Consider the following 17,872-nt stretch of genomic DNA (forward strand, 5'->3'; position numbering starts at 1 on the left):
AAAAAAACGAAAATATAAAATAAAAAGTATGGATACCTACAGACAGGACGTTTTTTTATAAAAAGAAGAAGCAAAGCTTCCTATGTATAATAACTAGAAATAATAAAATAGCCAGACAGACAACTTATTGATTAACCATTCACTAATAGAAAAAGAAGAGATATTATGAAAACGATTGCCTTTTTACTCCATAGTAACTTTGAACAAGCAGAGTATGAAGACGTCAATAACCAGTTGAAAGACAAAGGTTATAAGACAGTTCTCATTACTACTAATAAAGAAAAAGAAGTTCAAGCAATGAACCAAGATGTCGATAAAGGCGATACTTTTACTGCCGATATCTTTGCAAGTGAAGCAAATGTAGATGATTATGATGCCTTGGTTCTACCAGGTGGTACAGTAAACGCTGACACCATCCGTGGTAACGAAGAAGCTCACAAAATTATCAATGCGATTAATGATGCAGGTAAGACACTAGCTGCTATTTGCCATGCACCTTGGGCACTTATTAATACAGGCATTGCTAAAGGTAAGACGCTTACCGCTTACCAATCGCTTCAAACAGATTTAGAAAATGCGGGTGCCAATTTTGTAGACAAAACAGTACAGGTAGATGGTAACCTCATTACCTCACGTAATCCAGATGATATCGACAATTTTGTCGAAGCAATTGACAAAGCGCTTTCTTAATTCGATATTTTATAATGCACGACATAACGTAAAAAACCAATCATAACTAAAACTAAGGATATCCTCATGTCAAACCCTAATCCAAATGATACCGCTCTTGAACAAGAACGTTCTGAATCTGCAACTGCTGCTCTTAAGAGCCAAACTGAAAACAATCACACAGAAGACTCTGAAGGTGCAGCAGATCGTATTGCTGATAATTTAAACAGTGCAAAAGAAGATAAGTAATTGATCAATTGTCCTATAACTCCAACAGTTATGGGGCAATGATTACTGAGTTGATAATGGCAAATAGTCATAAGGGAAAGAAAGCTTTTCCTTTTTTAATGCCTAATATTTGAAAAACAATAACTGAATAAATTACGTTTATACAAATCGTAGCTAAACATGTAAAAGGGATACTTTACTAATAATAATTTAGGAGCCAAAATGAATAACGCATCCAACGAATTAGATGAACAAGAGCAAGAGATTCAAGAACTTGCAGCAGATATCAACCCTAGTGAAGAAACCACGCCTGATAGTCTAGCAGAAGCGACTACTGCGCCTCTTGCAGACAATGAGCTGGGCGATAACGCGACCAATGATAAGGCTAAAAAATAAGTATATTGACTTAAGACAAGTGATTTCATGCTTATCGTGTTAATAAAACTATTATGAAAAACTGCTGCTAGTTCAGCAGTTTTTTGTTATAATTGCCCGCACATTTGAATTGAGTTTTAGATAGCGCGTTGTTCTTAATCTCGCTGCTTTAGATAGTGAGCTGAGTTCTGTACTATTTCGCGTTGATTTACTTCTATTTTAAATGATGGTTACAATAATTGAGCTTATCGTACACTAGGTCAACTCTAGTAATGCAGGGTTGTCCTGAATGGCGTATGAGTTACTTTATTTATTATTTTACTGTTTTTATGAAGACTCAATTTGAGTCTGTCTGAGAACTTTTAGCATTGCCGGAGATATTTATGCTAACTAATACCGATCGTGAACAAATCATTGCACAATACCAGCGCGGCGAAAACGACACTGGTTCACCAGAAGTTCAAGTAGCTCTATTGAGTGCTCGTATCAACGATTTGCAGAACCATTTCAAAGCACACAAAGCTGACCATCACAGCCGTCGCGGTCTTATCCGTATGGTTAACACCCGTCGTAAACTGCTTGATTACCTAAAAGGTAAAGATCTTGGTCGCTATACCACCCTTATTAGCCAGTTAGGTCTACGTCGTTAATTTAGCGACAAAAGTGCAAGTGGTTGCTGAAATAAAAAGCACCATTAGATGGTATCTTTTTAAGACTTTTGCTAAACCGCTTAGAACTTACTTGCTAATATTGATACAATAGATTTTTCTAAAAACGGTGTGGAATAGTTTCACGCCGTTTTTTTATGCGTATTGGAATAGGTTTTGATGTATAGACTATTTACGCTACTATAACGGTCTGATATCAGTTTGCGAAGATAGTAAAACCCCAGATTCACCGTAGCATGAGCAGACTAAGATTACAGTAATCAGAGCTATCAAAAATGAGTAGATGCTCAGTTTTGCAATTCATTGGTCAATGCCCATAAATCACTGTAAAATAATGTATTGTGAGTTTTACCCATGACCATTGTTTATACAGCAAGTAGTGATAGTTGATGGTCAATTAAAGAAAGTAATAAACGATAAAGTGAAAATGATACTTGCAAGGGATTATCGAAACTAAAGAATATCTTGTGGGTTTCATTTTTACCATTTGACAGTATTTATAATAATATCGATATCAAATGATGAGAGACATATGATAGTGCAATGACTATCGTAGATATACAGATAATTAAATCACAGTATGAATCCTAGTTTATATGGCTTTTTATGAAAAGCATATCGATTAGCGGTTATATACAACGCATTTTAATGACAGATATCAGCTTGTTAATATGCTGATATTATTTTTGTCAGTCAACATTAGGAATATTATATGACAATGTTTAATACCATTAAGCGTGAATTCCAGTATGGCAACCAGCAGGTTGTTATCGAAACTGGTCGAGTTGCACGTCAGGCCAATTCTATTTTGGTACACATGGGCGGTGTTACGGTACTAGTCGCAGCGGTTGTAAAATCAGAAGCCAAAGAAGGACAAAACTTCTTTCCACTTACCGTAAACTATCAAGAAAAAATGTATGCGGCAGGTAAAATCCCAGGTGCTTATGGCAAACGTGAAGGCCGTGCTAGCGAATTTGAAACGCTAACCTCACGCTTGATTGATCGTCCGATTCGTCCACTATTTCCAGAAGGTTATGTAAACGAAATCCAGATTACAGCTACCGTTGTATCATCAGATAAAACTCAGTCTGCAGATATCGCTGCATTGATTGGTGCTTCAGCGGCGTTGGCTATCTCTGATGCGCCATTCAACGGCCCTGTTGCTGCTGCGCGTGTTGGTTTCATCAATGGTGAATACGTTCTTAACCCAACACTTGAAGAGCTTAAAGAAAGTGATCTTGACTTGGTTGTCGCTGGTACCAAATCTGCGGTATTGATGGTTGAATCTGAAGCGGCAGAGCTGTCTGAAGATCAGATGTTAGGCGCTGTATTGTACGGTCATGAGCAGCAGCAAATCGTCATTGACAATATTGCCTCAATGGCAGAAGAAGTGGGTACGGCTAAGCAGCAGTATTCTGCGCCTGAGCGTGATAAAGCCTTAGAAACCAGCATGAAAGAGCAGTTTGGCGAGCAAGTAGCTGACGCTTATACCATCACGGATAAGCAAGAGCGCTATACCAAACTTGACGACATTAAGCAGTCAGTTATTGATGCGCTTGCTGGTGATGCTGAATCAGAAAACTATGCTGAGACCGTATCTGAGTTAAAAGAAATCTATAACGACCTTAAATATCGTACGGTTCGTGACAATATCTTGTCAGGTAAGCCACGTATCGATGGCCGTGATCTTGAAACCGTTCGTGCGCTTGATGTACAAGTTGGTGTACTCCCTTATACGCATGGTTCAGCACTATTTACTCGCGGTGAGACGCAAGCATTGGTTACGACCACGCTTGGTAACAGCCGTGACGTTAACATGATTGATTCACTAGGTGGTACGATTCGTGATCATTTCATGTTGCATTATAACTTCCCACATTTCTCTGTTGGTGAGACAGGTCGTGAAGGTATTCCAAAACGTCGTGAAATCGGTCATGGTCGTCTAGCGCGCCGCGGTGTAGAAGCGATGCTACCAGATAGCGAACGCTTCCCATATGTTATTCGTGTGGTGTCAGAGATTACTGAATCAAACGGTTCATCTTCTATGGCTTCTGTTTGTGGCGCAAGTTTGGCATTGATGGATGCGGGTGTACCATTAAAAGCCCCTGTTGCTGGTATCGCAATGGGTCTGGTTAAAGAAGGCGAACGTTTTGCTGTCTTATCAGATATCTTAGGTGATGAAGATCATCTTGGCGATATGGATTTTAAAGTGGCAGGGTCTAAAAATGGTATCACTGCGCTACAGATGGATATCAAGATTGAAGGCATCACGCCTGATATCATGGAACAGGCGCTTAAACAAGCCCATGCTGGTCGTATTCATATCTTGGACGCCATGAACAAAGTATTGCCAGAAAGCCGTACTGAAATCAATGCTCATGCGCCTAACTATGCTGTTATCGAAATCAACCCAGATAAGATTCGTGACGTCATCGGTAAAGGCGGCGCAATGATTCGTCAGCTAACTGAAGAGACCGGTGCGGTTATCGACATCGATGACGGTGGCACGATTCGTATCTTTGGTGAAAACAAAGCAGCAACCAAAGCGGCTATCGGTAGAATCGAAGCATTGACGGCTGAAGTTGAAGTTGGCAAAACGTATGAAGGTACGGTTGCTCGTATCGTCGACTTTGGTGCTTTTGTGAATGTTCTACCAAATACAGATGGTTTGGTTCATATCTCACAAATCGCAGAAGAGCGCGTAGAGAATGTATCAGACTACCTAAAAGAAGGTCAGGTTGTTAAAGTCTTTGTACAAGACGTTGATAATCGTGGTCGTATCAAGTTAACGATGAAAGGTATCGAGCAAAACTAATTTTTAACCATTAGTTTGGTCTAGATATTTAAAAACCGCTTTGAGAGACTTTTTATGAGTCCTCAAGGCGGTTTTTTTTATGTGTTAGAGGTATGGTCAATCCAAAGTAAAAGTGGTAAATACGGTCATCATGTTCTACTGGTATAAATTCGACTCACTGGCTGTTCGCAAGCGTGACAGATACTTCGTAAAATTGACCCCAGTAGAACCGTACTCTTTTTAAGACGGGTCGACTATAGTCAAAGGCTGTGATGGATTTATATAATAATGCTTTTAGGAAGATGAATATCAATACGAAGTTTGGGTAAGGGTTGTAGCTGCTGAGTCAATAACGGCAACGTATCGTGGTGCCAATCTAAAGGCAGTATATTAACTGAGCCGGACGAATCAGTCTTATGGTCTCGCGGGTTATCATACACCAGTGGGCGGGCAAGTAGAGCTACTTTACGGATGCCTTGGTAACGAATCAGCGGTAAAAGCTGCTGTTGTAAATCTAGTAGAGCCGCATCAAGCCAACTTGTGCGTGCTGGATGATAAGGGTGATCAGATACGACGAGGTTGGCAATATAACTGGGCTGATTACCACTACTGCTGGCACCTAGACCTGTTTGCTCAAGTACGCGCTTAATCAACAAGCAGCTACCAACATTTAGATTACCATCACGACACGCTTGGTAGTAAGACTGATAATTATCAGAAAATAAGGTTTTGGTTCGTGCCAGCACAGGATCTAAAAGAATGCCTGCTGTGTTCACTGGCAAGATAAGTAGCTGTGCGCTGCTATTTAAAATAGGGGCATGCGTTAATTGTATGTTCGCCATTTTTTGCCTTTAGCCCCTTGATAAATACAGTGATTCTATTCTACAGCTGTCTCATTCGCTTCAAGCTCAGCAATTTGTTGTTCTAGTAACGCGATTTGTTCTGCTTTCATTTCAGTCAGTTTTTTGTTCATGGCCAATTGCTCAGCTGCCAGCTTTTCCTGCTCAGCCATGCGTTGACGCTCATCTTCTAAGCGATCAATCTCTTCTTTGGCGAGACTGTTTGTTTTTGGTAGGGGTGCATTTAATATAAGTTTGGGATCAATGGGTTGATTGGTTGAGTTATTATCAAAGTCTGAGCCTGCATTTACCACTTCGTCACTAAATGGCGCATCTACATTTAGTTCTGCGTCATTTATTTGCCCAGTTACTGAGCTAGAAGCGATTGGTTTGGCATCAGTTTGTTCTACTGTTGAGGGTGCAGTCGCGTCAACAGGCGCAGTATCAGATAAAACACTTCTCCAAACCAAATAACCAATCAATAGTGCTACTAATACAATGAGTAGCCACCATTTTTGAGGGAACTTAGTAGAGGTTTTTTTGCGGTTCATACGATGTTCAAATTTAAGTTAAAAATATAGGTAGGTATAATATAACAAACTCAAAATAAAAAGCCTATCTATTGCTAGATAGGCTTAAGTCAGTATTAAATAGTGAGTTGTTTAGGCGGTAGTCTAGAAACAATACTGGATAACTAGGGTTTGAACTTGACTGTACCACTGGTTCCCGTAACCATTGCATCGCGAGCAAGCTGATCCTCAAGATTGTTTTTGGCACTAATGGCATCAGGGTCAGGGCGATGCTCAGTATGGCCACACTGGGTGCATTCGATGTACTCATCGGGCGTCGGCGTGACGATATTCACTTGTACGACAGCATCCATCGTCTGGCACTTGGGACAGCGCACCCCTGCCAAAAATTGACGCTTTGGACGTGATGACTGATAGCGCATTTAAATCACCTCGCGCGTCGTTTGAGTATTATCAGCATTAGCGGCAGCGTTGGCGTTGGCAAACCCACTATGACGCAACAAGGCGTCGATACTGGCACTACGACCACGGAAGTTCTCAAAATTGGTCTTGGCTGGGAAACTGCCACCAACTGACAAAATCGTATCGCGGAACGCTTTGCCAGTGTTTGGATTAAAAATACCGTCTTCTTCAAACTTACTGAACGCATCTGCTGAGAGCAGCTCAGCCCATTTATAAGAATAATAACCTGCGGCGTAGCCTCCAGCAAAAATATGACTAAAACCATTGGCAAAACGATTATAGTCAGGTGTTTGCATGATAGCGATATCGCTTCGAACAGCGTTCAAAGTGGCGAGAATACCCTCATAGTCGAGTGCTGGCGTATGTGCATGAATCAATAAATCAAACAGCGCAAATTCGATTTGACGCAATGTTTGTAGTCCACTTTGAAAATTCTTGACCGCCAGTAACGCGTCTAACTTATCTTTAGGTAAGGCGTCGCCTGTCTCGACATGGCTACTAATCAGCGCAATGCCTTCAGCATCCCATGCCCAGTTTTCCATAAACTGGCTGGGTAGCTCGACTGCGTCCCATTCCACGCCATTGACCCCAGCGACATCGCCTACAGTCACTTGCGTCAGTAAATGATGCAAACCATGACCGAATTCATGGAATAAGGTCAGTACTTCATCATGCGTCAATAAGCTTGGTTTGCCATCCAGTGCAGGCGTAAAGTTACCAACCATAAAGCAAACAGGCAGCTGTTGATGCCCTTGTTCTTCGTAACTATAACGCGCTTGGAAACCATTCATCCATGCGCCGCCACGTTTGCCACTACGAGCAAACAGATCAAAGTAAAAGCCACCGATCAGCTGATTATCTGCATCGAATAATTGATAAAAACGTACGTCACCATGCCAGCGAGAGACTGATTGGTCAGTCGTATTTTCTATACTTTCAATAGGCTGTTCTTTGACTGTGATGCCGTATAAACGCTCCACAATGGCAAACAGGCCACTAATAACTTTTGGTAATGGGAAGTAAGGACGGATTTCTTCTTGTGACAAGCTAAACTCAGTTTGTTTTACTTTTTCGGCAATGTACGCGCTGTCCCAAGGTTGCAGCTCGTCAATACCATAGTCATGGGCATACTGTTGCAACTGAGCCAAATCTTGCTTGGCGGCTGGCGTTGCTTGTGCTGCCAAATCTCTCAAAAACGTCTCAACTTCTGCCACACTATCGGCCATTTTAGTCGATAGCGACACGTCTGCATAATGCTCAAAACCCAGCAATTTGGCTTTTTGTTCCCGCAATTGCAAAATTTCACTCATGATAGCTGCATTATTTAGAGAGTCACCTTTTACATTGGTATGCTCGTCAAACTCAGAGGCGCGGGTGACATAGGCTCGGTATAGTGTCTCACGTAGACAACGGTCATCTGCATGAGTCATCACTGCCAGATAAACAGGGATGTTTAGGCTGGCAACATAATAAGGTGTTGGTAAAGCCGACACTTCTTCTTGAGTCAGTGTACCGCTGGCAAGTAGCTTTGCTTTGTGCTGCTCGCCTGCATCAGCCAGTAGAGCCAGACCGCTTTCTGTCAATCCTGCTAATTGCTCATCATTGAGCACCAAAGCATACGCTTGAGTTGCATCCAAAACATGATCAGAAAAAGTCGCTGATAGCGTTGAGAGTTTGCTTTGAATAGCGGCGAACTGCTCTTGTTTGTCTGTTGGCAAAGCGACCCCCGATAGCTCGAAGCTCTGTAGCGCAAGCTCAATAGCACGCGCACGGGCAGGTTCAAGTGTCGCAAAAAACGCCGTATCGTTCACGATCGTTTGATAGCGACTGAATAAAGGCTGATGCTGTCCCACGCGCGTACCGTAGGCGGAGAGGGTGGGCAGTAGCTCATGATGGACATGACGAATGTCATCAGTACTTGTCACGCTATTTAGGTGCGACAAAACACCCCAACTGCGATCCAGTGCCAAATTAAGATGGTCAAATGCCATGACATCCATTAATGCTTGTTCGGCGCTGATATCGGCATCATGGTTAGTCTCTGACGCCGCTGTCATATCGTCCAAAAAGGTATTGGCCTTATCAATAGCGCTAATGACTTCGTCGTGTAATGTATTTGGTGCGACATTGGCAAAATCAATGAGATGCAAGTCGGTAAAAGTAGCGTTCATAAAGGTATCCGATATCAATGAGTGAAGTATAAAAGGATCAAATGGATGTTATTAATAGTCGTATGCTGCCGTCATCATGGACGGTATAGAATCTTTTTAATTTTTTATATAGGTTATACAAAAGATGGGTTCATTTACCAAAAATGCAACCTAGCCACCTATATAGTTGATTGACTTTGGAAACGGGCAAAAGAAAATCATTCAAAATAGATAGAAGGTGTTTTTAACAATACTGATTGTTCTACTTACAAAGCATCATCATTTGCTTGCAAATTCATCCTATAGTGGTTGATATCCAACTGTTAGCATCAGTGTAATGGAATAAAAAATAACTATTAAAACAAACCAGAAGCGTTCAACAGTCTAAATCCTAATATTAAGAAAAGTGATCGTATTAGGGTTAGATAATAAGTAAAAAATGCTTAATAAATGAAAATAACCGTCGAACATAAATGATAATAAAACAAGGAGTCATACATGAAAGCTACCCTTAAAAGCTTACGTCAGACCAAAGCCAATCCTGCGGTCAGTATCTTTGTAAAAACGCATCGCGCGCATCCTGCCAACGATCAAGACCCGATTGCCTTAAAAAATCAATTAAAAGTAGTTGAAGAGCGCTTGACCAACGAGTATGACAAGCGCACAGCTACCACTATTTTAGAAAATATCCATGCTAAGACAGATGAGCTGAACCACAACTATAATCTCGATACCCTAGCGATATTTGCCAGTACAGACGATGTACAAATCATCCGTATGCCAATTGATACCCAAGAGCGCGTGGTTATCTCCAATCGCTTTGCCACTCGTGACTTGGTACGCGATATGGCAAGTGCGGTTCATTATTATACGGTCGTACTAACGCGTGACCATGCACGTCTGATCGAAGCGTCTAATGATCGCGTCGTTAAAGAATTCGATAAAGATGATAATGCGCAAAACAATATGGAAAACATCCCGTTCCCTGTTGAAAATAATGGCCTATATACTACAGGCGATGCTGGTTCGGATCGCTCAGCAAACAATGAAAGCAGTTATTTAAAAGAGTTCTTTAACCAAGTGGATAAAAGTGTACAAGAGCTGTGGGGCGAGCATAAGATGCCATTGGTCGTTGTTGGTGATGCAAAAAATATTGCTTACTATAAAGAGGTCTGTGATCGTCCGGACAATATTATCGCCACAGTCTCGAACGCGACTCACCTAGATGACGGTAGTGCTCAGCATATTGTCGATAGTGTACAAGAAGCGGTAGAAGAATATCGTGCTTCGCTGCATCAAGCGGCCTTAGGTGAAATTGATAAAGCACGTGGCGCCAATATGCTGCAAACAGACTTGCAAGAAGTGTATCGCAGTGCTTTCCAAGGCGCAGGCGAGACCCTTTATGTGCGTCGTGGTTATATACAATCAGCTAAAATTGACGAGAAAGCACAGACGTTGAGTGTGACAAATGATCCTGCTGCTGAAGGCGTCACCGATGATGCCATTGGTGAAGTGATTGAGCATGTGATTCATAATGGTGGTAAAGCCGTGTTTATGCCACAAGATATCATGGGCGAAGATCAACCGATTGCTTTAGTGACCCGTTACTAGTTTGGCAAAACTGATTTTATAAAACTGTCGATTGATGTTACTGGCAAATGCATAAGTCAGTAATACAACTTTGCTATCTTTCAAAAGCATTGGCTTATATTAAGCCAATGCTTTTTTTATGGACGGTCTCATATCTGTTCTATCCCAAAAGCGGCGTCATTTATTATATGTGTCAGCAGCACTGATGCTTACAATGTCAGTGCTTTTTTGTGGTTAATGCTTATTTTGCCACATATATTTGGGTTTTATGCGTTGACGAGGTGGTGCAGAATATGGCGCTATTTATCACTGTGGTGCACGATATACTACGATAGTGCGCTCGGCAATTTCATTAGTATTGCCCTAAAAAATTATCTGTACTGTGGTCAAATGGCATGACGATAGGAGTTTTTGGCTGGCATAGGGATTGCACCATTGTTATAAATCACACAAGGCAACGGTTGTGTATCGCCGCGATGGTTTATAAAAAGTGAGTCATAATAAATATGCGTTATAGGTCAGGCTCGCTTAGCAATACTACAACGCGTTATCTCTGATTAACTACTGTTGATGAATCAGACTGCTGTTATACTCAATAGCGTATTCATCTGCTTATCGACCTTTTATGACGACTGAATTTATGACTACTCCCTCTTTTGTTTTGACCAGCTACAATATTCACAAAGGCATGTCACCGCTAAATCGCCAAGTAAAATTACAAGGCATTGCCAAAGCGCTTGAGATCATCGGCTCTGACGTGCTGTGCCTACAAGAAGTGCAAGGCCAAAACCTAAAGCGTAATATGCAATATAACGAATACCCCGACCAATCGCAGCACGAATGGTTTGGTGAGTATTTGCAGCTGCAAAATAGTTATGGTAAAAATTCTGAATATGACAATGGTCATCATGGTAACGCGGTGCTTAGCCGCTTCCCTTTAGACCCAAAACACAACGTCAATATCACGGTCAACAAGCTTGAACAACGCGGTGTACTTCATTGCGAAGTACAACCAGTTGGGTGGGAGACGCCTGTAGTGGTACTGTGTGCTCATTTAAATCTGCTTGAGCGTGATCGTATCAAACAGTATCAGGCAATTAGCGATTATGTGCGCAATGAGATCGCTCATGACCAACCGCTGATCTTGGCAGGCGACTTCAATGACTGGAAAAAAATGTCTTGTGATAAGCTTGCTACCAGCTTAGGAATGACTGAGGCTTTTAAGCATTGCCATGGCAAACTGTCAGCGACCTTCCCAGCCAAACTGCCCGTGCTCAGCTTGGATCGAATCTACACCCGTAATCTGGGCGTCAAAGATGCGTGGGTACATACTGGCAAACCGTGGTCGACATTGTCAGACCATCTGCCAATCAGTGCAGAGCTGGTATTATTGTGATAGGGTGCTAAAGCAGGCAAAACTGAGATGTAGTGCAAAAATAAAATAATAGCAACTTATAAGGATATAAAACGATGTCTAACAATCAATTACCAACCACCCAACACGCCGTACTCATACGTGAATTTGGCGAACCAGAAGTCATGAAATATCAGGACAGCGTTGCCATTCCTGAGCTACAAGACAATCAAGTACTGGTCAAAATTGCTTATGCTGGTATCAATCCAGTTGATTACAAAACCCGTCAAGGAAAAGGCTGGGGCGCCGATAATATTCGTAAAGAAAAATTTGATAATGATCAGCCCGCTATTTTAGGCTTTGACATGGCAGGGGAAGTGGTCAAAAGCAATAGCGATCAGTTTAGTGAAGGTGAGCAAGTCGCTGCACTGTCATTCAATGGCGGATGTTATGCTGAGTATGTGGCCATCGATGCCAAGCTGTTGGCCAAAGTACCAACCTCTGTCACGCTAGAGCAAGCAGGCGCGTTGCCTTGTATCGGGCAAACGGCACTACAATTTGTAGAGTTTGCCGATATAAAAGCAGGCGAGCATGTGGTCATTAATGCACCCGCAGGCGGCGTTGGTCACTTGTTGATTCAACTATTAGCAGAAAAAATTACCAAAGAGAATATCAAAGTCACTGTCATTTGCTCACCAGAAAAATATGCCAAACTTGAGCAATTAATAGATACCAGCAAGCTGACAGGCTGGATCGATTATACCAAGGATGAAGAGCTTCCTGATCTACAAGCCGATATGCTATTGGACTTGGTTGGCGGTGAAGCAGGGGTTCGCGCACTGAGTGTGCTCAGATCTGGCGCACGAGTGAACGTATTACCCACCATTTGGGTTGATAAGCTCAAAGAAGCGGGTCAGCAGAAAAACTTAGATGTGGCGGGTTATAAAGCACAGCGTAGTGGAGAAGACATGGCGCGCGTTTTACAGCTGGTCGCGGATGACAAGTTGACCTTAATCATTCAGCAAGTGTATCCATTGTCAGAAGTCGTTACGGCCCATCATGCGCTTCAAAAAGGTGATGCATTTGGTAAAATAGTTTTAAAAGTTGATTAGACATTATGCATTCGTCGAAACGTTAAACTAATACGCCCCGTTGCGACGGTTTTCGTTTTAGTAATGGTGTGCTTCCAAAATGTTTGGGTATCACCATGCATGACGATGAGCTGACCGGACTCAAGACCAAGCGTTACTTTGTCTTGAGTTTTTTTATGCTTAAAGACAAATTTGCGCGTGGCTCCTAACGACAGTGAGGCAATGATTGGCTGATCACCCAATTCTTTTTCGTCGTCAGCATGATAGCCCATACCGTCAGTACCTGACGGATAATAATTGAGTAGGCATGAGTTAAAATCTGCCGTAATTCCTATGTTACTTAATAGTTGTTCAATACGTTGTTTCACGTGGAACACTGAATCTGACCATGGAATGGCTTGTCGTTCGTGTCCTGAATAATGATACATCACATCTTCTGCACCCATCCAAACAATCTGACGAGTCGTCACATGGGTTTTGCCAAACAGCGTCACGATATCAGACTGCCAAGGCAGCCCTGCTAATAAGGTGTCATACAGCGTACGAGAATCGTCAATGACAATACCCAAGTCATTGACTTGGCCGTCATAGGGCAATAGATTGTCTGTGGGCGCTGGCGCGAAGAGGTCGGTCATGGTTATGCCTATTCATCGTAGGGATAATGATTAATGAGAAATTGAGAAGCTGGAAAGTAATGACAGGCAGTAAGAGGTGCTTGGTTTTTAAATAAATGCTACGTTTTTGAGCAATGACTAAACTAAGTGACTACTAAGTTGAGTGCATATTAAATAGCGAGTCTAAAATAAGAGTCGACACGTCCTTGTGTCAGATTTTTAGTGACAGTTTTTAAATTATAGCGATTAGCTGTCTTCGCCTAAGAAACCGCCGCTTTGACGATGCCACAAGCGCGCATACACACCTTGCAACGCCAATAGCTCATCGTGACTACCTTGCTCGATAATCTGACCTTTGTCCATCACCACCAGTCGATCTAGTGCTGCAATGGTTGAGAGACGATGCGCGATCGCAATCACTGTCTTGCCAGTCATGATGTCGTTTAGACTCTCAGTAATGGCAAACTCAATCTCAGAATCAAGCGCACTTGTCGCCTCATCCAACAATAAAATGGGCGCATTTTTGAGCATGACCCGTGAGATAGCGATACGCTGACGCTGACCGCCAGAGAGTTTGACACCGCGCTCGCCCACTTGCGTATTCAGCCCCGTGTTGCCTTTATCGTCATATAAGTCTTTGATAAAGTCCCATGCTTGCGCTTGCTTGGCAGCTGTTATGATCTCTTCGTCAGTTGCATCAGGACGACCATAAGCGATGTTTTCACGCACCGTACGATGGAGTAGTGAAGTGTCTTGAGTGACCATGCCGATCTGTTGACGCAATGACTCTTGAGTGACGTCATCGATAGCCTGTCCATCGATTAAGATTTTGCCTTTATCAACATCAAAGAAGCGCAGTAACAGATTAACCAACGTAGATTTACCTGCGCCTGAACGTCCAACTAAGCCAATCTTTTCGCCCGGTTTGATATCTAGATAAAAGTTATCAAGAAGTTTGGTCGTCTTGGTCGCGGAGGCATTGACTTCGTCTATATGCTCACCTTCTATATCACTGTTATCATCATGCTCATAACTGAAATCAACATGATCGAATACGATACGGCCCTCGGTGACTTTGACCGTCGGTGCATTTGGTTTATCGACGATGGTTTGTGGCGCAGATAATGTGCGCATGCCATCTTGTACCGTACCGATGCTCTCAAATAGGCTGGCAGTTTGCCACATAATCCAGCGTGTCAAACCGTTTAGGCGTAGTGCCATTGCTGTCGCGGCTGCGATAGCACCCACACCGACGGCACCTTGTTGCCATAAATAAATACCAATACCTGCAGTGCCACTGACCAAAATCACACTAATCATATGGGTTGATACTTCTAAATAGCTGACCCAGCGCATTTGTGCGTGTACAGTACCCAAAAACTGACCCATGGCGTTTTTGGCATAGCTCAACTCACGGCGCGAATGACTAAACAGCTTAACCGTCATGATATTGGCATAAGCATCCGTGATACGCCCAGTCATCAGCGCACGGGCATCGGCTTGTACGATGGCAGTGAGCTTTAACTTAGGAATAAAATACCAGATGCACAAAGCGACCAAGACAAACCAGACGATAAAAGGAATCAGCAGTAGGCTGTCTAGATTAAAGAGAATAACACCTGAGGTGATAAAGTAGACGGCAACATACATGAACATGTCGGTGACCGTCATAACGGTATCACGTACAGCCAAAGCCGTTTGCATCACCTTGGCTGACACGCGTCCTGAAAATTCATCTTGATAAAACTGCATCGATTGCCCGAGCATGCGTTGATGAAAGCGCCAGCGCATCTGCATGGGAAACACCCCTTGCAAGGTCTGGAAGTGCACCAATGATGACAAGGTAATCCAGATGGGGCTCACTATCATGACGGCAAGCATCAAGAGTAGCATATCGCCTTTTTCTGCCCATAGGTTTTGCGGGGTATAGACACCCAGCCAATCAACGATGTTACCAATCCAAGCAAACAGCATGGCCTCATAGATACCGATTCCTGCTGACAAGACCATAAATAGCAAAAGCCAGCCGCGTAGACCATTGGTACACGCCCACAAAAATTTAAGCATGCCGTCACGAGGTGAGGGCAGTGGCATAGGCGTTTCAGGAAAGGCAGGTAGGCGGTTTTCAAAAAATCGAAATAGAGCATTCATAGGCAGTCATAAAGCATCAATAGCAGTACGCCAAAATCAACGATATCACTCGTTATTTTGAATCGTTACTGTTGTTATTAGGGATATGGGCTATTTTAACAAATTTCATAATTAGACCTGCAGGCGAATTGTAATTTGCACCCTTTATACTGTCTTTACCATTCATCAATTCATGTATAAATGCATTGCTGTAATAGAAATACTTTGTTACCTTCCATAGGTTTAAAACACCTGAGAATCTTTATTCTAGGCTCATAAAATTTATACCAGCAGCATATGGCTGTCGATGTATCGATCTCATTTCTAAATCACGATATAAATGACTCAATATATAAATAGTCATCATACGAAAATGGCGGCTTTAAAAGGTAGAAGTAAATGATGTATTTAACGATGGCGGTACTCTGTAGTGTCGCTGTGTCAGTGTTGCTAAAAATATTACGGCAAAAACAGATAGACATTCGTCAAACCATTGTTGCTGGTTATCCAGTGGCCTTTTTGTTGACTTGGTTTTTATTAAAACCAGACCTTGGCGCAATCAATACACTTGGCAATGCATGGGGCGTCATTATTGCACTTGGTATCATACTGCCGACTGTGTTCATCTTACTTGGACGTGCCATTGAAGCCGTCGGCATGGTGGCAACCGATGCCGCGCAGCGTTTATCTTTGATCATTCCGATTGTGGCCGCTTTTTTATTATTTGGTGAAGTATTGACGGGTACACGTGTTTTCGGATTGGCCTTGGGGTTCTTAGCACTCGGCGCTTTGGTATATCGCCCACAGTCTGGCAGCATCAATAAAGTAGCCAAAAATACGCCACTCTGGCTGTTGGGCGTATGGCTCGGCTATGGGATCGTCGATATTTTATTCAAGCAAGTTGCCAAGCATGGAACGGCTTTTCCACTCACGCTGTTTGTCAGTTTTGGTTTGGCAGGACTGCTATTGTTTATTTATCTACTGTTCACTCGCGTACGCTGGCAAGGGGAAGCGCTTGCAGCGGGGCTACTCTTAGGAGCGCTTAACATGGGAAATATTTATGCCTATGTTCGCGCCCATCAAGTATTGTCCGAGTCACCAAGTATCGTCTTTACGGGTATGAACGTTGGCGTCATTGCGGTCGCTACCCTGATCGGTGTTGGTGTATTTAATGAAACGCTTAATCGCGTTAACATCGTCGGTCTATTGCTTGCGGTTTGTTGTGTGGGTGTTTTGTTTTTGGCCTAAAAACAGAATCCAGTTTTATAAAAGCGTTAACGTATCGTATATAGGCAGGCAGAGTGTCCTATGCTAAGGTTAGCTAAAAATAGTGAGGCTTATAGCACTAATAATAAGCCAATCATTTGTGACCTTTGACTTCAATAGATAAAAATAGGATGCACTCTCAATGGAATACGAAAAACAATTACAACGTATCAAAAACGGTTCAGGTTTTATTGCAGCACTCGATCAAAGTGGCGGCAGCACCCCAAAGGCACTAGAAAACTATGGTGTCAATGGCGATGCTTATGACAGTGACGAAGCGATGTTTGATTTGGTGCATGAGATGCGCGCGCGTATCATAACCTGTGATGCTTTTGACAATGAGCGTGTGCTTGGTGCGATTTTATTTGAAGATACGATGGAGCGTGAGGTCAATGGCAAATCGACTGCCAACTATCTTTGGGAAGACAAAAATATCGTCCCATTTCTGAAAGTAGATAAAGGTTTGGCTGAGCAAATGAATGGGGTGCAAGTCATGCGTCCTATGCCAGAGTTAGACCAATTGTTGGACAAGGCCAAAAATTATCCAGTATTTGGCACCAAAATGCGTTCTGTTATTTATGAGCCAAGCGTTGATGGTATCGAGCTGGTCGTACAGCAACAATTCGATGTAGCAAAGCAAATTATCTCAAAAGGCTTGATGCCGATTGTTGAGCCAGAAGTGGACATCAACAGTGACAAAAAACATGAGAGTGAGCTGATACTTAAAACCAGTATTTTGCATAATCTAGAGCGTTTGAATGACGATCATCAAGTGATGCTCAAACTGACGCTGCCTGAAGAAGCAGGATTTTATCAAGAGTTGATTGATCATCCCAAAGTACTCAAAGTGGTCGCATTATCTGGTGGTTATAGTCGTAGCGAGGCGTGCGCCAAGCTCAAGCAAAACCCCGGTATGATTGCCAGCTTCTCACGTGCTTTCACTGAAGGATTGAGCAAACAGCAAAGCGATGAAGCCTTTGCTAATACGATTGATACTTCAATCCAAGAGATTTATGAGGCATCGAAGGTTTAGGTAAGTAGTAATCTCATTTCTTCAAGCTAATTTGTGAAAAAGCCCGAACCTAGTAATTAGGTTCGGGCTTTTTTATGCT

Annotated in this window: 16 protein-coding genes; 10 read left to right on the forward strand and 6 right to left on the reverse strand. The window is 42.6% G+C overall.

The genetic code is table 11. The features are described from left to right. The first annotated feature begins 165 nt into the window (after window positions 1-165). From A3K91_RS00450 to pnp, 5 genes are all read left to right on the forward strand, one after another. Window positions 166-690 (forward strand): type 1 glutamine amidotransferase domain-containing protein, encoded by a 525-nt coding sequence (locus A3K91_RS00450; RefSeq protein WP_062843526.1) that lies wholly within the window; start codon window positions 166-168, stop codon window positions 688-690. 66 nt (window positions 691-756) lie between these two features. Next, complete coding sequence (locus A3K91_RS14050) at window positions 757-918, forward strand: hypothetical protein (RefSeq protein WP_157769645.1); 162 nt, start codon at window positions 757-759, stop codon at window positions 916-918. A gap of 201 nt (window positions 919-1,119) precedes the next feature. Continuing rightward, window positions 1,120-1,293, forward strand: a complete 174-nt coding sequence (locus A3K91_RS14100; RefSeq protein ID WP_167541791.1) for a hypothetical protein — start codon at window positions 1,120-1,122, stop codon at window positions 1,291-1,293. Window positions 1,294-1,655: 362 nt separating this feature from the next. Further along, the gene (gene rpsO / locus A3K91_RS00455; RefSeq protein WP_045443035.1) at window positions 1,656-1,922 is read left to right on the forward strand and encodes a 30S ribosomal protein S15; all 267 of its coding nucleotides are present in this window, start codon (window positions 1,656-1,658) and stop codon (window positions 1,920-1,922) included. Window positions 1,923-2,652: 730 nt separating this feature from the next. Further along, window positions 2,653-4,755, forward strand: coding sequence for a polyribonucleotide nucleotidyltransferase (pnp, locus tag A3K91_RS00460; RefSeq protein WP_062843527.1), 2,103 nt, complete (start codon window positions 2,653-2,655; stop codon window positions 4,753-4,755). Between the two features lie 257 nt (window positions 4,756-5,012). On the opposite strand, the gene A3K91_RS00465 is transcribed toward pnp, so the two are convergent. From A3K91_RS00465 to A3K91_RS00480, 4 genes are all read right to left on the reverse strand, one after another. Further along, window positions 5,013-5,576, reverse strand: a complete 564-nt coding sequence (locus A3K91_RS00465; RefSeq protein WP_062843528.1) for a hypothetical protein — start codon at window positions 5,574-5,576, stop codon at window positions 5,013-5,015. 35 nt (window positions 5,577-5,611) lie between these two features. Continuing rightward, a complete protein-coding gene (locus A3K91_RS00470; protein ID WP_062843529.1) occupies window positions 5,612-6,124 on the reverse strand; it encodes a DUF3450 domain-containing protein in 513 nt (170 codons plus the stop codon). 143 nt (window positions 6,125-6,267) lie between these two features. Further along, the gene (locus A3K91_RS00475; protein ID WP_062843530.1) at window positions 6,268-6,525 is read right to left on the reverse strand and encodes a YheV family putative metal-binding protein; all 258 of its coding nucleotides are present in this window, start codon (window positions 6,523-6,525) and stop codon (window positions 6,268-6,270) included. Beyond that, window positions 6,526-8,736, reverse strand: a complete 2,211-nt coding sequence (locus A3K91_RS00480; RefSeq protein ID WP_062843531.1) for a M3 family metallopeptidase — start codon at window positions 8,734-8,736, stop codon at window positions 6,526-6,528. It lies immediately after the preceding gene. A gap of 477 nt (window positions 8,737-9,213) precedes the next feature. Here A3K91_RS00480 and A3K91_RS00485 point away from each other — a divergent pair, with 477 nt between their 5' ends. The 3 genes from A3K91_RS00485 (at window position 9,214) to A3K91_RS00495 (ending at window position 12,771) form a co-directional block, all read left to right on the forward strand. Further along, complete coding sequence (locus A3K91_RS00485) at window positions 9,214-10,326, forward strand: AOC03_06830 family ribosome hibernation factor (RefSeq protein ID WP_062843532.1); 1,113 nt, start codon at window positions 9,214-9,216, stop codon at window positions 10,324-10,326. Window positions 10,327-10,945: 619 nt separating this feature from the next. Continuing rightward, on the forward strand, window positions 10,946-11,701 hold the full coding sequence (locus A3K91_RS00490) for an endonuclease/exonuclease/phosphatase family protein (RefSeq protein ID WP_062845779.1): 756 nt from the start codon (window positions 10,946-10,948) through the stop codon (window positions 11,699-11,701). Window positions 11,702-11,775: 74 nt separating this feature from the next. After that, entirely contained in the window at window positions 11,776-12,771 is a 996-nt protein-coding gene (locus tag A3K91_RS00495; RefSeq protein ID WP_062843533.1) for an NADP-dependent oxidoreductase, read from the forward strand. Here the strand turns inward: A3K91_RS00495 and A3K91_RS00500 are convergent. Both A3K91_RS00500 and A3K91_RS00505 read right to left on the reverse strand, forming a co-directional pair. After that, the gene (locus A3K91_RS00500; protein ID WP_062843534.1) at window positions 12,768-13,385 is read right to left on the reverse strand and encodes an alpha-ketoglutarate-dependent dioxygenase AlkB family protein; all 618 of its coding nucleotides are present in this window, start codon (window positions 13,383-13,385) and stop codon (window positions 12,768-12,770) included. The two genes, A3K91_RS00495 and A3K91_RS00500, sit on opposite strands and share 4 nt — an antisense overlap. A 225-nt stretch (window positions 13,386-13,610) precedes the next feature. Continuing rightward, entirely contained in the window at window positions 13,611-15,515 is a 1,905-nt protein-coding gene (locus tag A3K91_RS00505) for an ABC transporter ATP-binding protein (RefSeq protein ID WP_062843535.1), read from the reverse strand. A gap of 378 nt (window positions 15,516-15,893) precedes the next feature. Here A3K91_RS00505 and A3K91_RS00510 point away from each other — a divergent pair, with 378 nt between their 5' ends. Both A3K91_RS00510 and A3K91_RS00515 read left to right on the forward strand, forming a co-directional pair. Beyond that, complete coding sequence (locus A3K91_RS00510) at window positions 15,894-16,742, forward strand: DMT family transporter (RefSeq protein ID WP_062843536.1); 849 nt, start codon at window positions 15,894-15,896, stop codon at window positions 16,740-16,742. A 160-nt stretch (window positions 16,743-16,902) separates the two neighbouring features. Next, on the forward strand, window positions 16,903-17,793 hold the full coding sequence (locus A3K91_RS00515) for a fructose bisphosphate aldolase (RefSeq protein WP_062843537.1): 891 nt from the start codon (window positions 16,903-16,905) through the stop codon (window positions 17,791-17,793). Window positions 17,794-17,872 lie beyond the last annotated feature (79 nt).

It is taken from the genome of Psychrobacter alimentarius (assembly GCF_001606025.1).
In the GTDB taxonomy this organism is placed as follows: domain Bacteria; phylum Pseudomonadota; class Gammaproteobacteria; order Pseudomonadales; family Moraxellaceae; genus Psychrobacter; species Psychrobacter alimentarius.

What these genes read in the sequence shown, in the direction of transcription:
- A3K91_RS00450 (WP_062843526.1), top strand. Translation starts at nt 166, where the DNA reads ATGAAAACGATTGCCTTTTTACTCCATAGTAACTTTGAACAAGCAGAG.
- A3K91_RS14050 (WP_157769645.1), top strand. Translation starts at nt 757, where the DNA reads ATGTCAAACCCTAATCCAAATGATACCGCTCTTGAACAAGAACGTTCT.
- A3K91_RS14100 (WP_167541791.1), top strand. Translation starts at nt 1,120, where the DNA reads ATGAATAACGCATCCAACGAATTAGATGAACAAGAGCAAGAGATTCAA.
- rpsO (WP_045443035.1), top strand. Translation starts at nt 1,656, where the DNA reads ATGCTAACTAATACCGATCGTGAACAAATCATTGCACAATACCAGCGC.
- pnp (WP_062843527.1), top strand. Translation starts at nt 2,653, where the DNA reads ATGACAATGTTTAATACCATTAAGCGTGAATTCCAGTATGGCAACCAG.
- A3K91_RS00465 (WP_062843528.1), bottom strand. Translation starts at nt 5,576, where the DNA reads ATGGCGAACATACAATTAACGCATGCCCCTATTTTAAATAGCAGCGCA.
- A3K91_RS00470 (WP_062843529.1), bottom strand. Translation starts at nt 6,124, where the DNA reads ATGAACCGCAAAAAAACCTCTACTAAGTTCCCTCAAAAATGGTGGCTA.
- A3K91_RS00475 (WP_062843530.1), bottom strand. Translation starts at nt 6,525, where the DNA reads ATGCGCTATCAGTCATCACGTCCAAAGCGTCAATTTTTGGCAGGGGTG.
- A3K91_RS00480 (WP_062843531.1), bottom strand. Translation starts at nt 8,736, where the DNA reads ATGAACGCTACTTTTACCGACTTGCATCTCATTGATTTTGCCAATGTC.
- A3K91_RS00485 (WP_062843532.1), top strand. Translation starts at nt 9,214, where the DNA reads ATGAAAGCTACCCTTAAAAGCTTACGTCAGACCAAAGCCAATCCTGCG.
- A3K91_RS00490 (WP_062845779.1), top strand. Translation starts at nt 10,946, where the DNA reads ATGACTACTCCCTCTTTTGTTTTGACCAGCTACAATATTCACAAAGGC.
- A3K91_RS00495 (WP_062843533.1), top strand. Translation starts at nt 11,776, where the DNA reads ATGTCTAACAATCAATTACCAACCACCCAACACGCCGTACTCATACGT.
- A3K91_RS00500 (WP_062843534.1), bottom strand. Translation starts at nt 13,385, where the DNA reads ATGACCGACCTCTTCGCGCCAGCGCCCACAGACAATCTATTGCCCTAT.
- A3K91_RS00505 (WP_062843535.1), bottom strand. Translation starts at nt 15,515, where the DNA reads ATGAATGCTCTATTTCGATTTTTTGAAAACCGCCTACCTGCCTTTCCT.
- A3K91_RS00510 (WP_062843536.1), top strand. Translation starts at nt 15,894, where the DNA reads ATGATGTATTTAACGATGGCGGTACTCTGTAGTGTCGCTGTGTCAGTG.
- A3K91_RS00515 (WP_062843537.1), top strand. Translation starts at nt 16,903, where the DNA reads ATGGAATACGAAAAACAATTACAACGTATCAAAAACGGTTCAGGTTTT.